15 protein-coding genes are annotated in these 19,076 nt (G+C 63.9%); 8 read left to right on the top strand and 7 right to left on the bottom strand.

Annotated features, from left to right (window positions below; genetic code table 11):
* Positions 1-3: 3 nt before the first annotated feature.
* On the top strand, positions 4-888 hold the full coding sequence (gene mmsB, locus A9K66_RS26190; RefSeq protein WP_067329360.1) for a 3-hydroxyisobutyrate dehydrogenase: 885 nt from the start codon (positions 4-6) through the stop codon (positions 886-888).
* A gap of 321 nt (positions 889-1,209) precedes the next feature.
* Here mmsB and A9K66_RS26185 read toward each other — a convergent pair whose 3' ends face one another.
* The 4 genes from A9K66_RS26185 to A9K66_RS26170 form a co-directional block, all read right to left on the bottom strand.
* Positions 1,210-2,589, bottom strand: a complete 1,380-nt coding sequence (locus A9K66_RS26185; protein ID WP_067329356.1) for an aspartate aminotransferase family protein — start codon at positions 2,587-2,589, stop codon at positions 1,210-1,212.
* Positions 2,590-2,640: 51 nt separating this feature from the next.
* Positions 2,641-2,763 carry a capsid protein gene (locus A9K66_RS26180; RefSeq protein WP_066999731.1) on the bottom strand — a complete coding sequence of 41 codons (123 nt, stop codon included), beginning with the start codon at positions 2,761-2,763 and terminating at the stop codon, positions 2,641-2,643.
* Between the two features lie 32 nt (positions 2,764-2,795).
* Positions 2,796-4,865, bottom strand: a complete 2,070-nt coding sequence (locus tag A9K66_RS26175; protein ID WP_067329353.1) for a prolyl oligopeptidase family protein — start codon at positions 4,863-4,865, stop codon at positions 2,796-2,798.
* A gap of 89 nt (positions 4,866-4,954) precedes the next feature.
* A complete protein-coding gene (locus A9K66_RS26170) occupies positions 4,955-6,115 on the bottom strand; it encodes an MFS transporter (protein WP_067329632.1) in 1,161 nt (386 codons plus the stop codon).
* Positions 6,116-6,370: 255 nt separating this feature from the next.
* Between A9K66_RS26170 and A9K66_RS26165 the strand changes: the two genes are divergently transcribed.
* From A9K66_RS26165 to A9K66_RS26145, 5 genes are all read left to right on the top strand, one after another.
* Positions 6,371-7,948 carry a trimethylamine methyltransferase family protein gene (locus tag A9K66_RS26165; protein ID WP_066999726.1) on the top strand — a complete coding sequence of 526 codons (1,578 nt, stop codon included), beginning with the start codon at positions 6,371-6,373 and terminating at the stop codon, positions 7,946-7,948.
* A 554-nt stretch (positions 7,949-8,502) separates the two neighbouring features.
* Positions 8,503-8,988: a DUF559 domain-containing protein gene (locus A9K66_RS26160; RefSeq protein WP_082954097.1), complete on the top strand. Its 486-nt coding sequence runs from the start codon at positions 8,503-8,505 to the stop codon at positions 8,986-8,988.
* Positions 8,985-11,555 (top strand): FAD-dependent oxidoreductase, encoded by a 2,571-nt coding sequence (locus tag A9K66_RS26155; protein WP_067329350.1) that lies wholly within the window; start codon positions 8,985-8,987, stop codon positions 11,553-11,555. Before A9K66_RS26160 ends, A9K66_RS26155 begins: the two co-directional genes overlap by 4 nt.
* A gap of 92 nt (positions 11,556-11,647) precedes the next feature.
* Positions 11,648-13,156: a glycosyltransferase family 39 protein gene (locus A9K66_RS26150; protein ID WP_197507523.1), complete on the top strand. Its 1,509-nt coding sequence runs from the start codon at positions 11,648-11,650 to the stop codon at positions 13,154-13,156.
* A gap of 17 nt (positions 13,157-13,173) precedes the next feature.
* Complete coding sequence (locus A9K66_RS26145) at positions 13,174-14,520, top strand: Xaa-Pro peptidase family protein (protein WP_067329342.1); 1,347 nt, start codon at positions 13,174-13,176, stop codon at positions 14,518-14,520.
* On the opposite strand, the gene A9K66_RS26140 is transcribed toward A9K66_RS26145, so the two are convergent.
* Both A9K66_RS26140 and A9K66_RS26135 read right to left on the bottom strand, forming a co-directional pair.
* Positions 14,482-15,327, bottom strand: coding sequence for a PhnD/SsuA/transferrin family substrate-binding protein (locus A9K66_RS26140; RefSeq protein ID WP_067329338.1), 846 nt, complete (start codon positions 15,325-15,327; stop codon positions 14,482-14,484). The two genes, A9K66_RS26145 and A9K66_RS26140, sit on opposite strands and share 39 nt — an antisense overlap.
* A 75-nt stretch (positions 15,328-15,402) precedes the next feature.
* Positions 15,403-16,413, bottom strand: a complete 1,011-nt coding sequence (locus A9K66_RS26135; RefSeq protein WP_067329335.1) for a fatty acid desaturase — start codon at positions 16,411-16,413, stop codon at positions 15,403-15,405.
* A 228-nt stretch (positions 16,414-16,641) separates the two neighbouring features.
* Here A9K66_RS26135 and A9K66_RS26130 point away from each other — a divergent pair, with 228 nt between their 5' ends.
* Together A9K66_RS26130 and bmt are read left to right on the top strand one after the other, a co-directional pair.
* Positions 16,642-17,499, top strand: coding sequence for a helix-turn-helix transcriptional regulator (locus tag A9K66_RS26130; RefSeq protein ID WP_067329332.1), 858 nt, complete (start codon positions 16,642-16,644; stop codon positions 17,497-17,499).
* Positions 17,500-17,651: 152 nt separating this feature from the next.
* On the top strand, positions 17,652-18,668 hold the full coding sequence (gene bmt, locus A9K66_RS26125) for a betaine--homocysteine S-methyltransferase (protein ID WP_066999705.1): 1,017 nt from the start codon (positions 17,652-17,654) through the stop codon (positions 18,666-18,668).
* 12 nt (positions 18,669-18,680) lie between these two features.
* On the opposite strand, the gene A9K66_RS26120 is transcribed toward bmt, so the two are convergent.
* Complete coding sequence (locus A9K66_RS26120) at positions 18,681-19,067, bottom strand: hypothetical protein (RefSeq protein WP_245307690.1); 387 nt, start codon at positions 19,065-19,067, stop codon at positions 18,681-18,683.
* Positions 19,068-19,076 lie beyond the last annotated feature (9 nt).

The following is a 19,076-nucleotide window of genomic DNA, read 5'->3' as shown; positions in this document are numbered from 1 at the left end:
ACGATGGCAACGATCGCCTTCATCGGAATTGGCAATATGGGCAACCCAATGGCTGCCAACCTCGTAAAGGCGGGGTATGCGGTGCAAGGCTTCGACCTCGTGCCGGAGAACCTCACGATCGCAAAAGAGCATGGCGTCACCGTCATGGCCAATGCCGTCGCCGCGGTGAAGGACGCCGACGTGGTGATCACCATGCTTCCCGCCGGCAAGCATGTGTTGTCGGTCTACGAGGACATCGCGCCCAAGGCGAAGAAAGGCGCCTTGCTGATCGATTCCTCGACCATCGATGTCGAATCGGCACGCAAGGCTCACGCCATTGCCGCCAGGCACGGCTTGCCTTCGATCGACGCGCCTGTGTCCGGCGGCACCGGCGGCGCCACCGCCGGCACGCTCACTTTCATGGCCGGCGGGTCGGATGCAGCATTCGCCTCTGCCGAGCCGATCCTGAAGCCGATGGCCGGCCGCATCGTTCATTGCGGCGGTGACGGCGCCGGCCAGGCCGCCAAGATCTGCAACAACATGATTCTCGGCATTTCGATGATCGGCGTCGCCGAAGCCTTTGTGCTCGCCGAGAAACTCGGCCTGTCGCACCAGGCGCTGTTCGACGTCGCCTCCACCTCCTCCGGCCAGTGCTGGTCACTGACCACTTACTGCCCGGTGCCCGGCCCTGTTCCGGCGTCGCCCGCCAACCGCGACTACAAGCCGGGTTTTGCTGCCGCCCTCATGCTCAAGGACCTGAAATTGTCGCAGGAAGCCGCGCAAAGCGCCGGCGCCGTGACGCCCCTGGGCGCCGAGGCGACGCAGCTCTACGCTCTGTTCAATGCGCAGGGCAACGCAGGCGCCGACTTTTCCGGCATCATAAATTTCCTGCGCGGCGATCAAACCTAAGCAGCTGCTTGCAAAGGGTTATTAGCAAATTTTTTCGACAGAAATCCGGCAAATTTAGATTTGCTTAAGGTCTCGCTAACTCACCGGTAACGATGTGCCTTTAAAACGGACTGCGAGGCGGACATCGCAACCGCCCGGCGCTCCGGATCAGGTCTCGCGTACCGGAGCCCGTAAGTTTCGCAGGTCTCGAGTAGCGAAACGCCATGCGTATCTGGCAAAGCCGCGTTCCCTTCTGGGACGCGGTTTTTGCGTCTGGGCAAGGCTTCGCTGCAGATTCGGGTCGCCGGGCACCCTCCAGCAAGGGCGCCCGGCTGTGTTTTCTCAGCGCTTCCGCAAATCCGCCTCCGCAAGGTCGAGCGCCTTGGCGATGCGCTCGCAGGCCATGTCGATGGTGTCGCGCGTCCAGATCAGCGGCGGCGACAGTATCATCGTGTCGCCGGTGGCGCGCAGCATCATGCCCTGCGAGATCGCGTGATCGCGCACGACGACCGCCGCACTTCCCGACGGCAGGTATCGTTCCTTGGTCGCCTTGTCCTTGACGATCTCTATCGCACCCATAAGACCGATCGAGCGCACCTCGCCGACCAGCCTGTGGCCGGCGATGCGCTCCTGCAGCGCCTGCGCGAAATAGGGACCGGTGTCGGTCCTGACGCGCTCGACCAGACCTTCCCGTTCAATGATCTCCAGGTTCTTCAGGGCCACCGCGCACGCGACCGGGTGACCGGAATAGGTGTAGCCGTGGTAGAACTCGCCGCCCTTTTCGACGAGCGTCCTGCTGATGCGGTCGCCGACCAGGAGCGCCGACAGCGGCTGGTAGCCGGAGGTCAGCGCCTTGGCGGTGGTGATGGTGTCGGGCTGGACGTCAAAGGTCTGCGCCGCGAACCATTCGCCGGTGCGGCCATAGCCGGTAATCACCTCGTCGAGCATCAAGAGCACATCGTATTTGCGGCAGATGCGCTGCACCTCCGGCCAGTAGCTGATCGGCGGGATTTTCACACCGCCCGCACCCATCACCGGCTCGCCGATAAAGGCGGCGACCTTGTCGGCGCCGGCTTCGAGGATGGCGTCCTCGACGGCCTTGGCGGCGCGCAGGCCGAAATCGTGGTCGCTTTCGCCGGCCAGCGCGAGCTCATAGGCATAGGGCATCATCACATGGACGATGTTCGGCACCGCGCCGCCGAGCTGCTTGTGCATGGGCTCCATGCCGCCGAGCGAGGTGCCGGCGATCGTCGAGCCGTGATAGGCCATCTTGCGCGAGATGATCCGGTTCTTCTCAGGCTTGCCTTCGAGCGCCCAATAGTGGCGCACGAGCCGCAGCGCTGTGTCGTTGGCCTCGGAGCCGGACGAGCCGTAGAAGACCTGACCGACATGCTCCGGCGCCAGTTCCGCCAGCTTCTGCGACAGCAGCACCGGTGTAGGCGTCGAACACTTGAAGAAGGAGTTGTAGTAGGGCAGCTCCTTCATCTGGGCGCAGGCGGCCTCCGCCAGTTCGTCGCGGCCGTAACCGACATTGACGCACCAGAGGCCCGCCATGCCGTCGAGGATTTCCGTTCCGTCGGAATCATAGATGAACGGCCCTTTGGCGTGGGTGATGATGCGAGAGCCCGCTTCACGCAGTTCCTTATGGTCGGTGAAGGGATGAAGGTGATGCGCGGCATCGATCTGCTGAAGCTGCTTCAGCGAATAATTCTGATAGGTCATGGGTTTTGTCTTTCCTCTTGAATCAATCCGGCGGTGGCCGGGGCGGATTCGTCAGAGGAAACGGGGCGGCGAATAGCCGATGCGGGCGCACAGCCGCAAAAGCTCGGCGCGCAGCGTGCGCGGTGACGGCGTCACCGCGACCCCGAAGGCGCCTGATGTGCTGATGCGGACCATGGCGGCACCTTAAGCCGCCAACGGCCAGCAATTCAAGCTGGACCGGCAAGCGTGCGCTGCAGAAAGAGGTAGCGCATCGCCGTTTGCGCGGCCTGGGGCCGGCGATCGCCGCGCCCGCCATGGCCGCCTTCGGTCTCCTCGAAGAACAGCGTCTTGCCGTGACCGGCGGCCTGCAGCCGCGCCGCCATCTTGCGCGCATGCCCCGGATGGACGCGGTCGTCCGCGGTCGAGGTCATCAGCAGCACCGGCGGATAAACGGCACTGGTCGCCACACGCTGATAGGGTGAATAGGCGGCGAGCCATGCAGCCTCCTCCGGCTTTGACGGATCGCCATATTCCGCCATCCACGAGGCACCGGGCGGCAGTTCGGTGTAGCGCAGCATGTCGAGCAGCGGCACGTCGATGATGACGGCGCCGAACAGCTCCGGACGCTGCGTCAGCGAGACGCCGGTCAGCAGGCCGCCATTCGAGCCGCCCTGGATGCCGAGTTGTGCCGCCGTGGTGATGCCGCGCCTGACCACATCCTCGGCGACCGCGGCGAAATCATCGAACGCTTTCTGGCGCTTGCCCTTGAGCGCCGCCTGATGCCAGGCCGGGCCGAACTCGCCGCCGCCGCGGATATTGGCCTGCACATAGGCATGGCCCTTGTCCAGCCAGAGCCTGCCGCGGATACCGGCATAGCCGGGCAAGAGCGGTACTTCGAAGCCGCCATAGCCATAGAGCAGCGCCGGCACCGGTCCCGTCTGGTCGCGCCGCCTGACGACGAAATACGGGATCATCGTACCGTCCTTCGAGCGCGCCTCGAACTGCTCCGAAACATAGGGCGATGCATCGAAGCGCGCCGGCTGCGATTTCACGGTTTGAAGCGAGTCGCCATTGTCGTCCGACCAAATGATCGAGCTCGGCGTCAGGAAATCGGTGAAGGAGAAGGAGACGCTGGAGCCGAAATGCTCGGCATGGCTGATGCCGACATTGCCGTTGTCGGGCAGGTCGACCGGCTTCACCGACCAGCCATTGCCGGTGCGGTCGCAAACGACGACCTTGCCGCGCACATTGTCCATCAGGTTGATGAACAGCCGGTCCTGCGTCCTCGAGAGACCTGCGATTGAAACGCGGTGCTCCGGTTTGAGCAGCGTCTCGACCGGCTCGAACGAACCGGTTTCAATCCAGCGGTCGAAATCCACGGAATAGAGCCCATCCGGCAGGCAGCGCGTGCCGTCCGGCGCCGTCCACGGGCTGCGGACGCCAAAGACGAGCTCTCCCTTGAAGATCGCGGTGTCGGTCGCGTCGTCGGGCAGCGGGATGCGCCGGTTCTCGCCCGAAGCCAGCCGGAGAAAACTGTGCGAGGTGAAGAAGTCGATGGTCTTGCCGAGCATGACATGTTTCTTGTCGCCATCGAACTCCACGCCGCCGCCGACCGCGAGATGATTTTTTTCGCCCTCGAAGATCGGCGTCGCCTCCTCCAGCTTCGTGCCGCGCCGCCAGAGCTTGATCACCCGCGGATAGCCTGACTGAGTTTTGTCCTCGTCCTCGAAAGCCGCCGAGACGATCACCGTATCCCTGTCCAGCCAGGAAAACCCCGACTTCGAAGCCGGTGCCCGAAACCCGTCCTCGACGAAGGATTTGGTCGCAATGTCGAACTCGCGCATCTCGCTGGCGTCGCCGCCGTCCGGCGACATGAACAGCAGGCAGCGGTCGAAATCGGGATAGAGCCGGCTCGCGCCGCCGAACACCCATTTCACGCCTTCCTTGGCCGAGAGCTGATCGAAATCGAGGATCGTTTCCCATTCCGGCTTGTCGGTCTTGTAGGAGGCGACCGTCGTGCGGCGCCACAAGCCCAGCGCGTTGGTCTTGTCCTGCCAAAAATTGTAGACGTAACCGGCGAGCGCCGATCCGACCGGGATATTGTCCTCGGCCGTCATCAGGTCGAGCGCGGTCTCGAATGCCGCCTGATAGGATGGATCGCCCTGCAGTTCGGCGACAGTCGTCGCATTCTGGCGATGGACCCACTCAAGCGCTTCCTTGCCGTTGCGATCCTCCAGCCACAGGAAAGGATCCTCGACCGGCAATTCAGGCTGGGTTTGGGTCATCGGGCTGGTCATGCTGGTCTCCGGGTCTGGCGGCCCTGCCTACATCGCGTTCGCCGTGCCAACATTCAAGAGCAGCGCTGCCTGCGCTCAGCCAGCCGGCCCTACATCACCCGCCGGCGAATGACGGTGGCTACAGCCAGCGCCGCGCAGATCGCGCCGAGCGTCACCGGAAGCCCTGCGGCGCCGATCAGGTCCATCACACCGCCGGTCAGCGGCGGCACGAGGATGCCACCGACGCCCCACATCAAGGAGAAGGAGGCATTGCCCGCGACCAGCGCCGAGCCGGTAAAACGCTCGCCGAGCTCGATGATCGACATCGTATAGATCCCGTAGGACACCGCGCCCCAGATGAAGACGCAAGGCCAGATCAGCGGCGTCTCGATGAGCGCCGGCAAGAGCGCGCAGCCAAGAACCGTCACCGAGACACAGCCGAATCGCACGAGGCGCGCCGTCAGTCTTTCGGCGAGCAGGCCGAGCGGCACCTGCATGGCGATGTTGCCGGCGATCATCGTCGACAGCAGCGCCGACATGCGCGTCTCGGGAATGTCGAAGTGGGTGCCATAGACGGGAAGCAGCGCCAGCACCGACTGCTCGAAACCGGCGGCGGCGACGACCGCCGACAGGAGCAGCCAGGCGAGCGGCATGAAGCCCAGCACAGAAACTTTTTCACCTGCCTCGTCGACCCTAGGCAGACGTTTCACCACGACCGCCAGGCAGGCGCCGCAGAAAAGAAAAGCAAAGATGCCGACCAGAAAAGGCGGCCAACCCTCCGTGCCGACCGCCAGCAGGCAGAGCGGTCCGGCCGCGAACCCAGCCGAGATGATGGTCGAATAGATGCCCATGACGCGCCCGCGCCGCGACGGCGGCGCCAGCGCGATCACCCAGATTTCGCTGAGCACATAAAGCGGATTGGTGACCACGCCGACCAGGAAGCGCAGTGGGAACCACAAATAGACGTCCTGGGTCCAGCCGATCAGCGCCAGCACCAGGGCCGAGAGCCCGGCGCAGATGAGCGCAGTCCGCCCCGCTCCGAACCGGCGCGCCAGCCCCGGGATCAGCGGCGAGGACAGGATGAAACCGACCGGCGTCATCGCGGCCGACAGGCCGATCACCGCCGGCGACACGCCCTGACGCTGCAGGATGAAGCTCAGCAGCGGATAGGAAAGCCCCTGCGCGATGGCGAACACCGACACGGTCGCGATCACGCCGGTAATCGCGGCCCACTGCACCGTCTCGCCGGTCTCTGATTTCGCCAGAGCCATCATTCCTGCTCCATTCAACGGAGGCTTAGCCGCTGCCGGCGACAGCCGTAAGGGCCAACTGACGGCAAGGGCGCATGTTCCAGCCAATCCTTGTCAGGAACGCCGGCAGGGAATGCTTTGGCGGCGGCAATTCGGCGGGCCAATCTGCCCTTCCGTCATGTCGCTTCCCTCGCCCTAGTGGTCGCCGCCTCCTTACCGGCAGCATTGCCGCCGGTCCATTATGCCGACCACTTTCGCATCCCCACGAGGCCTCTCATGACTGCCGCCCTTCATCCCGCCGAACCGGCATTGGCAACAGATCGCGCCCGCCGCGGCGGCCGTGCTGGCAAACGCGCCGGCGGATCGGCAGCCTTCGAGCAGCCGCCGTTCCGGCAGCTTAAGAACCCGCTGGTGCCCACCAGGCTGGTGTCCGACGACGAACTGGAATCGATCCACCTCGCCTCGCTGCGCGTTTTGAAGGAGATCGGCGTCGACGTGCTGCATGACGAAGCCCGCCGCATCATGAAGGCGCATGGCGCCGACGTTCGCGAAGGCAGCGAGCGCGTTCGCTTCGACAGCGACATGATCCTCGAGCTCATCGCGTACTGTCCGCCGGAGTTCACGCTGCACGCCCGCAACCCGGCGCACAATCTGCGCTTCGGCGGCAACAACGTCATCCTGTCGATGATGGCCTCGGCGCCGAACTGCTCCGACCTCGACCGCGGCCGCCGCCCCGGCAACCAGGTCGACTACCGCAATTTCCTGCGCCTGGCGCAGATGCACAACATCCTGCAGTGCACCGGCGGCTATCCGGTCGAGCCGATCGACATCCATCCCTCGGTCCGGCATCTCGAATGCATCCGCGACCTCGCCACGCTGACCGACAAGGTCTTCCACATCTATTCGCTCGGCAAGGAACGCAATGTCGACGGCATCGAGATCGCCCGCATCGCGCGCGGCGTCAGCCGCGAGCAGCTGATGGAGGAGCCGTCGGTCTTCACCATCATCAACACCAATTCGCCGCTCAAGCTCGACGTGCCGATGATGGAAGGCATCATCCAGATGGCCAGCATGGGCCAGGCGGTGATCGTCACGCCGTTCACGCTCTCCGGCGCCATGGCGCCCGTCACCATCGCCGGCGCGCTGGTGCAGCAGAATGCCGAGGCGCTCTCCGGCATCGCCTTTGCCCAGATGGTGAAGAAGGGCGCGCCGGTCGGCTATGGCGGCTTCACCTCCAATGTCGACATGAAGTCGGGCGCACCGGCCTTCGGCACGCCCGAATACATGAAGGCGCAGCTCGCCGGCGGCCAGCTTGCCCGCCGTTACAATATCCCCTACCGGACCTCCAACACCTGCGCCGCCAACACGGTCGACGCTCAGGCTGCCTATGAAAGCGTCTTTTCGCTCTGGGGCGCCATCCAGGGCGGCGGCAATCTGATGATGCACGGCGCCGGCTGGCTGGAAGGCGGCCTGCGCTGCTCCTACGAAAAGACCATCCTCGACATCGACCTCCTGCAGATGGTGGCCGAATTTCTCACCCCGCTCGATCTCTCCGAAGACGCGCTCGGCTTCGACGCCATCCAGTCGGTCGGCCCGGGCGGCCATTTCTTCGGCACCCAGCACACGCAGGAGCGCTACAAGACAGCCTTCTACTCGCCGATCGTCTCCGACTGGCGCAATTTCGAGACCTGGACCGAGGCGGGCTCGCCGACGGCGCTGGAACGCACCAACAAGGTGTGGAAGGAGCGCCTCGCGGCATACGAAGAGCCCTATATGGACCCTGCCATCCGCGAGGAACTCAACGACTTCGTCGAGAAGCGCCGCGCCGAAGGCGGCGCGCCGACCGACTTTTGATCACTTGTTTTAGTCGAATGAACAGTCGACCCCCACCCCGTCGAGCTTCGCTCGATACCTGTCCCCCGATCGACGGGGGAGAGGAAAGGCACGAGGCGATTCCAGCTGGCGCCCTTCCTCTCCCTCCGGAGGGGGGAGAGGTGGCGCCGCGAAGCGGCGACGGAGTGGGGGAAGCCGTTCGTGAAACGCGAAGTCGCCGCAAAATAGGGACGACGAAGCAGCAGCAAGCAGGCAATCAATCGGATTTAGTGAACAGTCGACCCGGGGGAGAGGAAAGGCGCGAGGCGACTCCAGTTGGCGCCCTTCCTCTCCCTCCGGAGGGGCGAGAGGTGGCGCCGCGACGCGGCGACGGAGTGGGGGAAGCCGTTCCTGAAACGCGAAGTCGCCGCAAAATAGGGACGACGAAGCAGCAGCAAGCTCAAGCGGATCTAGCGAACAGTCGACCCCCACTCCGTCGAGCTTCGCTCGACACCTCTCCCCCGATCGACGGGGGAGAGGAAAGGCGCGAGGCGATTCCAGTTGGCGCCCTTCCTCTCCCTTCGGAGGGGGGAGAGGTGTCGCCGCGAAGCGGCGACGGATCGGGGGAAGGCGCTGCTCAAACGCGAAGCCGCCGCAAACAAGGCACAACCCAGCGAGCAAGAAATCTGCGGCAAGCTGGCAATCAAGCGGAGGCGCTGCTTTGGCTTGAACTAAAGGCGCGCAGGCTTGGCGGCTATCGCTTTACGCGCCAGTTCTCCATCGATCCTTATTTCGTGGACTTCGCTTGCCGCGAGCGCTGGCTGGTAGTCGAGGTTGATGGACACCAACACGCCGACAGTTCATATGACCGCCGCCGCGACACCTTCATGCGGGCTCAAGGCTATTCGATCCTGCGTTTCTGGAACCATGACGTCCTGAAGCATCGCGCTTCCGTCTGTGAAACCATCCTTGCCGCCCTTGATGGCAGGCTGGCCGAGAACATCGCGGTATCCGATCTCCGCTTTGTTTTCACGCCCCGCTCACTCGTTTCAGTCTCTGCAAAAACGGACCTATCTTCATGAAATCCCATGTTAAAGCGGTTGTCATCGGCGGCGGTGTCGTCGGCTGCTCGGTGCTCTACCACCTCGCCAAGGCCGGCTGGACCGACATAATGCTGATCGAGCGCTCGGAGCTGACCTCCGGCTCGTCGTGGCACGCGGCGGGCGGCTTCCACACGCTGAACGGCGACCCGAACGTCGCCAAGCTGCAGGCCTATACCGTCCAGCTCTACAAGGAGATCGAGGAGCTTTCCGGCCAGTCCTGCTCGCTGCATCTGACCGGCGGCGTGATGATGGCCGATACCCCCGAGCGCATGGACTTCCTGCGGCTCGCCCATGCCAAGGGCCGCTATCTCGGCATGGATACCGAGCTGATCACGCCCTCGGAAGCCAAGGCGATGTTCCCGCTGATGGACGAGAAGAATTTCGTCGGCGCCATGTGGGATCCCGTCGAAGGCCATCTCGACCCCTCCGGCACGACCCACGCCTACGCCAAGGCCGCGCGAAAACTCGGCGCCGAGATCGTGCTGCGCAACCGCGTCGTCGAGCTGACGCAAGAAGCCGACGGCACCTGGAACGTCGTCACCGAGCAAGGCACGGTGAAAGCCGAGCATGTCGTCAATTGCGGCGGCCTGTGGGCGCGCGAGATCGGCCGCATGGTCGGCGTCGAGCTGCCGGTGCTGGCGATGGAGCACATGTACCTGCTCACCGAGCCGATGCCGGAGGTCGAGGAATTCAACAGATCGACCGGCCGCGAGATGATCGGCGTGCTCGACTTCAAGGGCGAAATTTACACCCGCCAGGAGCGCAACGGCATCCTGCTCGGCACCTATGAAAAGGCCTGCAAGCCGTGGTCGCCGGTCAACACGCCCTGGGATTTCGGGCATGAACTCCTGCCGCCCGACATCGATCGCATCGCGCCGTCGCTGGAGATCGGCTTCAAGCATTTCCCCGGCATCGAGAAGGCCGGCATCAAGCAGATCGTCAACGGCCCCTTCACCTTCGCGCTCGACGGCAACCCGCTGGTCGGCCCGGTCCAGGGCCTGACCAACTTCTGGTGCGCCTGCGCCGTCATGGCCGGCTTCAGCCAGGGCGGCGGCGTCGGCCTGGCGCTGTCCAACTGGATGGTGCACGGCGATCCGGGCTTCGACGTCTGGGGAATGGATGTCGCCCGCTTCGGCGAATGGGCGACGCTGCGCTACACCAACGCCAAGGTGCGCGAGAACTATTCGCGGCGCTTCTCGATCCGCTTCCCGAACGAGGAACTGCCGGCCGCCCGGCCGGCGCAGACGACGCCGCTCTACGACACGATGCTCGCCAACAATGCGGTCATGGGCGACTCGTGGGGACTGGAAACCCCGCTCTGGTTCGCGCCCAAGGGCACCGAGCCAAAGGACATCGTCTCCTTCCACCGCTCCAACGATTTCGGCCCGATCGGCGAGGAAGTTCGCGCGACGCGCGAGCGGGTCGGCGTCACCGAGATCGCCAACTTTGCCAAGTACGAAGTTTCCGGGCCGGGCGCCGAGGATTTCCTCAACCGGCTGATGACCAACCGGATGCCGAAGACCGGCCGCATTGTGCTCACCCCGATGGTCAACGAGTTCGGCAGGCTGATCGGCGACTTCACCATCGCCAAGACCGGTGAGGACCGTTTCATGATCTGGGGCTCTTCAGCCGCGCAGAAATACCATATGCGCTGGTTCGAGAAGCACCTGCCCAAGGATGGTTCTGTGCGCATCCACCGCTTTGACCAGACGCTGGTCGGCCTGTCGATCGCCGGACCGAGCGCGCGGAATTTGCTGCAGAAACTCGTGGACGTCGACGTCTCGACCAAGGCCTTCCGCTTCATGGACTTCCGCGAGATGGCGGTCGGCGGCGCGCCCTGCATGGTCAACCGCATCACCTATACCGGCGACCTCGGCTACGAGATCTGGATGGCCCCCGCCTATCAGCGCCTCGTCTACAAGACGATCAAGGAAGCAGGCGAGGAATTCGGCCTCGTCGATTTCGGCATGCGCGCACTGCTGTCGATGCGTCTCGAAAAGAACTTCCCTACCTGGTTCCGCGAGTTGCGTCCGATCTACGGGCCGTTCGAAGGCTCGATGGACCGCTTCATCAAGCTGGAGAAGAACGACTTCATTGGCCGCGAGGCGGCTGCCAGGGAGCAGGCGCAAGGGCCGAAGCTGCGCCGCGTCTCCTTCATCGTCGATGCTGCGGACGCCGACGTGATGGGCGACGAGCCGATCTGGGCCAAGGTCAGCAAGGATTATGGCACGGTGGAGAAACCGCATGGCTACGGCGCGCCGCGCTTCGACGAGACGGGTAAGGAAGTGCGCGGCTCCGAAGCCGCCGAAGGCGCTTCGGCCGTGCGCGGCATCGTCGATGGCGAGTGGCGCGTTGTCGGCTGGGTGACCTCGGGCGGCTATGCGCACTACGTGCAAAAGTCGATGGCGCAGGGCTATGTGCCGGCGGCCCTTGCCGAGGACGAGAGCGCCGGCCTGTTCGAGATCGAGATCCTCGGCCACCGCCGCCCGGCCCGCATCAACGTCGAACCGCCCTTCGACCCGAGCGGCGAGAAGATGCGCACCTGATTCCAGGAAGCCGCAATGTACCGCTTTCGGATCGTGTTGGTGGCCGGCTATATAGCAACCGGCCACCAATGCATCAGATGAGAAGACGACCCTTGCGGCAGCTGGAGAAATGGACCGACTGGCTCTGCGATGAACGGGTCGGTCCTTTCAGTGCCGCAATCGCGTTTGCACTTGCCTATTGCCTGGTCCAGATCCTGGTGATGCCGCTCTCGTCCCATTTCGTGGGCACTGGCGTCGGCGTCGACGACGCCGAACAGTTGATGGCGATGCGCTTCCTCGCGGCCGGCTATGGCGGCTCGCAGCCGCCTTTATACACCTGGTTCGGCATCCTCACGGCCTCGCTGGTTGGAACCAGCATTCTCGCGCTCAAGATCGTCAAATACACGCTGCTGGCCGGTGGATTGGTCGCGTCCTTCGCCACAGTGCGCCGCCTGGGCTACACGGCCCGCGCGGCGACCGCCGCCATGTTCGGCCTGCTGCTGTTTCCACAGATCGTATGGGAGATGCAGCATGCCCTCACCCACTCGGTCGCGGTTTTTTGCTTTTCATCGCTGCTGCTGCTGGTGATCGCCGAGTTGCAGAAACGGCGCTCGACTACCGCCTATGTGCTGCTTGGCTTGGCGACGGCTGCCGCAATGCTGTCGAAATACAATGAGGTGATCTTTCTCGCTGCGCTGTTCCTCGCGGCGCTGTCCGTCCGCGAAACACGTGAGGCGATCTTCGATCGCCGTTTCCTGATCAGTGTGGTTGTGGCGATCCTCGCCTGCCTGCCCACATTCTACTGGAGCCTCACGCATCTGGGAGACCTGCTGGCGCACAGCGGTGGCCTGGGCGTCGCCGAGGGGGGCAGCGCGGCAAAGACCCTGTCTCGCGGCATCCGCGGCTTGGGCAATGCGATACTCAATTTCGCCGGGCTGCCGGCCACGATCTTTGCCGTCGCGTTTTTCCTGGCGCGCAAGCAATCCGCACCACCGCCCGAGGCCGCACCGTGGCCAGAGACGCTGGTCTGGCGAGCGATAGGCTTCGCCTTGCTGATCACGCTCGTGGTGGTGCTGGCGGGAGGCATCACACAGTTTCGCGATCGCTGGATGCTGCCCGTATTCGTGCTGTTGCCGGTCGCCATTGCCATGCGGCTGGACGCGATGGGGGAAAGGGGCAGGAAGACGCAGGCTACAATCGTCTTCGTCGGCGCCGTGATGGCCATCCTGGTGCTTCCGGTAAGCTGGTACATGCAGGTCCACGGCGGCGATAACCGCGGCAGCATCGTGCGCATGGACTACGCTTCGCTCCATCGTCAGCTGACAGCCGACGGACCGGTCGGCACTGTGGTCTCGAGTTGGTTCTGGATCGGCAATCTCCGCCTCGTCGATCCCGATCTCATCGTGCTCGACGACGAGATACCCGATTTCGCCAAATCGATCCGCGAGCCCGCGGTGCTTGTGCTCGCGGATGACGAGGAACCGGCTTCCGTCATCTTCAAGAGGATCACCGAGGCCGGCTATGTGATGGACACCGTCCATCGGCGCATCGCGGTGCCGCAGTTGGGGAACGCCCCGCGCCAGGTCACGATCACCAGGCTGCACAAGATGACGCCGCAATAGACAGCCAGGGGGACCGCATGGACACACAACGTTTCGGCCGCCACCGCAAGATCATGCCGTTCGAACCCGGCTCCGTCGAGGCGCTGCGCGCCGCCTCCCGCGAGAAGGCTGCCGCGCTCAACCAGCACGCTCTGGGCTATGGCGCGGTAGCCGAAGCCGAATGGCGGGCGGCAGGCATCGCCGCTCCAGACCTGCCTGCCATGCGAAGCTATCGGCTCGAGCGCATCCGCGCCGAGCTCAGGCGCCGCGACTATGCCGGCGCCCTGCTCTACGACCCGGTCAACATCCGCTACGCGACGGATTCGACCAACATGCAGCTCTGGGTCGCGCACAACCCGACCCGCCACTGTTTCGTCGCCACAGAAGGCCCTGTGGTGCTGTTCGACTATTTCTCCTGCGAGCATTTGTCGGATCACGCCGGCGTCGTCGACGAGGTGCGACCGGCGGTGTCGTGGATGTATCTTTATAGCGGCGAGCTGACCGACAAGAAGGTCCGTCGCTGGGCAGCCGGCATCGCCGAGCTCCTTGCCGAGCACGGCGGCGGCAGTAGGCGGATCGCCGTCGACCACATTAATCCGGAAGGTGTCGAAGAGCTTGCCCGCCGCGGCATCACGGTCGGCAATGGCGAGGCGGTGATGGAGAATGCGCGCCTGATAAAGTCGCCCGACGAGATCCTCGCCATGCGCCGCGCCATTGTCGCCTGCGAGGCGGCGATGGGCGAGATGGAAGGGGCGCTGAAGCCTGGCATTTCCGAGAACGAGCTCTGGGCGGAACTGCATCGCGGCAACATCGCGCGCGGGGGCGAATGGATCGAGACCCGGCTTCTGTCGTCCGGGCCGCGCACCAACCCCTGGTTCCAGGAATGCTCGTCGCGCATCGTCGAGGACGGCGATCTCGTCGCCTTCGACACCGACCTCATCGGTCCCTATGGATTTTGCGCCGACCTCTCGCGCACCTGGCTCTGCGGCGATGGCCGGCCGTCCGACGAGCAGCATGACCTGTTCCGCATCGCCGCCGACCAGATCGCCCACAACACGGTATTGATGCGGCCGGGCATTTCCTTTCGCGATCTCGTCGAACGCTCCGCCGTGCCGCCGGGAGACTGCTTCCCGGCGCGCTACGGCGTGCTCTACCACGGCGTCGGTCTGGCGGACGAATATCCGACCCTGCCGCATGCCAGCGACTGGACGGACGACACGCCGGATGGCGTCCTGGAACCCGGTATGGTGCTGTGCGTGGAAAGCTATATCGGCAGGCTCGGCGGCCGCGAGGGCGTCAAGATCGAGGAGCAGATCCTCATCACCGAGACCGGCAACGAAAAACTCTCAGCCTACCCGCTCGACGAAAAGCTGCTTGGCAACTGACCCGTCCAAGCCAAGCTCGGCGATGGCCTCGCGCATGGACGCAACGACGTCCGCCGATGTGGCCCTGGCCGAGATGAACGGCAATCCCTTCCGCCTGGTCGTCCAGCCGACCACTTTCACGCGCCGCGCCGCCGGCTCGAATCGCTGCGCCAATGCCCAGCTCTGGCAGTCGATGGCGGCGATATCGGCCCTGCCCTCGGCGATGGCGACGATCGACGACCGGTGGCCGCCGCTTTCGCCGCACGAGGCGAAGACGCCCAGACTTTCGCCGATCGCCTCCAGGTCGCGCGTCAGCCCGAGCAGCCCGGACATCGAATCCGGATTGTTGAAGATGAAGCGCTTGCCGCGGATGAGATCGAGCGGGATGACGGCCTTGCCATCCTCGGGCGAGCCAACCGACGTCCCGCCATCAGCCGGCATCACCAGCGCGCTGGAATAGAGCTCGCCCTGCCCGCCCTCGAAGGCGTCATAGCTTGGCTGAGCGACCACCTGCACATGCCTGGCAAGGCCGAGCTCCATCGGCCCCCAGCAGGTCTGTCCGAAAAGCAGCGCCGGGCTCAGCCAGAGCTGGTGAAAATCGAACTCGTCCGGGGGCAATGTCGCGGGGTCGGGAGCTATCAGCTTCCCGGCGCCGTCTTGGATGCCGCCGGACACCGGCGGCAGGTCGCGATTGCTGCGCGCCATTCTTTCCGGCGCGTCGATACCCCTCCGTCGAAAAGCGTCGCGGAGCTGCGCCCATTGCGCGTCGATCTCGCCGCGAACTTCCGGCCAGTCATACATCGGCAGAGCCGCAATCAACTTGCTCATGACGAACAGCTTTCAAAACAGGCGGTCATCGGCGCCTGAATTCCGCGGCGATAAAGCAGTCGCGAAAGTTCGAAATTACTCTTTCGGCGGCTCAGCCGGCACCGGAGCCGTGCCAAGTCCACTCACATTACGCGCTCTGATGCGCGGCTTGAAGGCACGGCCGGGTTCGGGCGCGCGGCGCAGCACCGGATGCACCACCGGCTCCTTGGCCTTGAAGGCAAATGATTTGATCAGCGCGAAATAATTCGGATAGACGTAGCCGTTGTTCATCCGCAGCCATTCTTCGCGGCGATCGCGAAACATCTTCGGCAGTCTGTACCAGGCGACGGTCGGGCTCTTGTGGTGCACGAAATGCAGGTTGTTGTTGAGGAACAGGAAGGAGAGCGGCGACCGCTCGACGATGATCGTGCGGCCCTCCGGGTGTTCCGACCACTGATGCTCGGCATAGGTGCGCACCGAAATCAGGGACTGGCCGAGCCACACCGGCCCCAGTATGTAGAGCCAGAGCGGGATGCCGAAGCCGAAGGTCACGATCGGCACGACCACTGCAAGTCCGACCGCATGCAGCAGCCAGGCTTTGCGGATCGCCTTGTCCCCGGCGGCCATCTGTCTGGCGTCTTCGAGGAAGAAGCCGATCGACGACAGCCAAGGTCCGAGAACGAAGCGGCCGACCATTGTGTTGTTGATCTTGAGCAGGACCTTCATCGCTGGCGGCATTTCCGCATGCATCCAGAGCGCCTGGTAATAGCTTTCCGGATCGTCGAGCGGGTCGGTCAGCCGCTCGTCGGCGTGGTGGCGAAGATGGATCGCCTTGAAACGGCGGAACGGCCAGACCAGCCCGATCGGCAGGATGACGAAGGCCTCGTTGATGTTGGCGTTGCGGGTCGGATGGCCATGCAGCACTTCGTGCATCAGCGAGGATTGCAGGGCCAGTATCAAGGCCAAGGCGACAAGGGCCAGCAGCGGATAGGAAGGCCAAAGCAGGAAGCCGGTGGCAAGCCAGGCGCCATAACAGAACAGTGTGAGGAATACTGTCGGCCATTCCACGGCCGGTGTGCTGCTATGTCTCTTGCGTATGCCAGTCATGCTATCGACCACTGCCTTCCAGTCGCCGGAACCACTTTGATTCCTGACAGCATTGTGTCAGGAGCCTGTCGTTGTCGCAACGCGACAAAGTGAACAATCTGTTGCGAATGCGCATTTTTAGCTGCAGATGTTATATATTGTAAACAGATTTGGGGATTCATTTGCGCCTGAGCACCAAACCAGCAGGCCTGGGCGCAAATTTTTCCTCCACTGGAAAGGAGCGGCGTGATGGACAAGCGTGATCTGTCGACGGTCTTCCGAGAGCGCCTGAAATTGCTCTTGACACGCTCGGACTTGAACCAGTCGGCCTTCGCGAGCGCCGTCGGCATCGATCGTTCGGCGCTGTCGCAACTCCTGTCGGGCGCCTCGACGCGCCTGCCCCGCGCCGAGACGCTTCTCAACATTGCCGCCGAGTTCAAGGTATCGCTCGACTGGCTGCTGGGCCTTAGCCAGGACGAAGGCGTCACCGGCGAGATTCGCGAAAGCCTCGAGATCGAGGAGGCGCCGGACGGCTTTGACCGCACGCTACTTGCCAAATGGCACGCCGAGGCGGTCGGCACCAAGATCCGCTACGTGCCGGCGGGCATTCCGGACCTCCTGCGCACCGAGGCCCTTGTCGAATACGAGGCCGGCATTACCAACAAGAGTCGCGAGGCGCAGGCCGGCGAAACGCAATACCGCATCGACTACAACAGGCGGCCCGAGACCGACATGGAGGTCTGCATGCCGCGCCATACGCTGGAGATTTTCGCACGCGGGCTCGGCGTCTGGGACCGGTTCCCGGAAGCCGAGCGCCGCCGGCAATTGCTGCACATGGCAACGCTCCTCGACGACCTTTACCCGACCTTCCGCCTGTTCCTCTATGACGGCCGCATGCGCTATTCGATCCCTTATACGATCTTCGGGCCGTACCGCGCCGCAATCTATGTCGGCGATATGTATCTGGTGTTGAACGCCACCCAGCCGGTCCGTACCCTGACCAGCCACTTCGACAATCTGATCCGAGCCGCCGATGTCAACGCGCATGAGGCTGCGAGCTTCACGCAGAAACTGGCCGGCATCTCCTTCACCTCAGGCTTTGTCTGAACGCGGCCGCTATCGCAATGCTGGCATGCGGCGACCAACCTGGCCGACCGTCGTTTTAGGAAACTCACGCAAGAGCGGGCCTCATATTCGTTGACTAGATATAAAGACTTCTTTATATCGTTATTTGAATTCAGGATACGAAAGCCAGAGCCATGACCGCCACCAATCCGATCGACGCATTGCTTGCCGAAAAAGGCGTGCTGCTGGCCGACGGCGCCACCGGCACCAATTTATTCGCGATGGGACTTGAGGCCGGCGAAGCCCCCGAGCTGCTCAACGAGACGGCGCCCGACACCATCGCCGCGCTGCATCAGAATTTCGTCGATGCCGGCGCCGACATCATCCTGACCAATTCGTTCGGCGGCACCCGTCATCGGCTGAAGCTGCATCACGCTCAGGACCGCGTGCATGACTTGAACAAGCGCGCCGCCGAAATTGCCCGTTCGGTGTCCGACAAGGCAGGCCGCAAGGTGATCGTTGCCGGCTCCGTCGGCCCGACCGGCGAGCTTTTGGTGCCGCTCGGCGCTATGTCCTATGAGGAAGCGGTCGATGCCTTTGCCGAGCAGATCGAGGGCTTGAAGGCCGGCGGAGCCGAAGTCGCATGGATCGAGACCATGTCGGCGCCGGATGAGATCCGCGCCGCGGCCGAAGCCGCGATCCGCGTCGGCCTGCCCTACACCTATACCGGTTCCTTCGATACGGCCGGCCGCACCATGATGGGGCTGTTGCCCAAGGATATCCACGGCGTTGCGGATGGACTGTCGCAGGCTCCGCTTGGGGTGGGCGCCAATTGCGGCGTCGGCGCAGCCGACATCCTGGCCTCGCTGCTCGACATGACCGACGCGAAGCCGGAAGCCACCGTGATCGTCAAGGGCAATTGCGGCATTCCGGAATTCCGCGGCAGCGAGATCCACTATTCCGGCACGCCCGAACTGATGGCCGACTATGTCCGGCTGGCAGTCGATGCGGGCGCCAAGATCGTCGGCGGCTGCTGCGGCACCTCGTTCGCTCACCTTGCCGCGATGCGCAAGGCGCTCGACGCGCACACCAAGTCGGCGCGTCCGACGGTCGAGTCCATCGTCGAGCGCATCGGGCCGATGCGCAACAAGATAGCGAGCGCTGCCGAGGCAGGCGAAGGCCGTCGCGAACGCCGGCGCAGCCGCGCCTGAAGTTGGCCTGCTCTATTCGCTGTTTTCAGCGTAGCGCGACAGCGCCGTACCGAGATCGGTGGCGGCGCTGTTCTTGCCGTCGCCGCCCATCGTCATCAACGCGCCGGACGCGCGCGGGTCGCTGATCTGCTCCAGCATCACGCGAAAGCGGTCGTTGTTGAGCGCAGAGAGCGCCGTGTCGCGGGCCGCATCGACATTATTCCTGATCCGCGCGGATTCCGCCGACGGAGCGGACGGTGCTCGCGTCTGAAGATTGCCCGCAGTCGGCGTCACGTTCCCGGTGATATGCAATTCCAGCCCCTCACTTCTATCAGCTTTGACTAACAGGAGGGCATTGCGATGAAGTTCCGGAAAAGCCGCGCAATTTAACGATCGGCAAAAGCCGGCAGGTCCTCCCACCGGCTTTTT

This window comes from Mesorhizobium sp. AA23, assembly GCF_001672435.1.
Classification (GTDB): domain Bacteria; phylum Pseudomonadota; class Alphaproteobacteria; order Rhizobiales; family Rhizobiaceae; genus Mesorhizobium.
The sequence above is the reverse complement of the archived record's forward strand: the minus strand, read 5'-3'. Positions and strand labels throughout refer to the sequence as shown.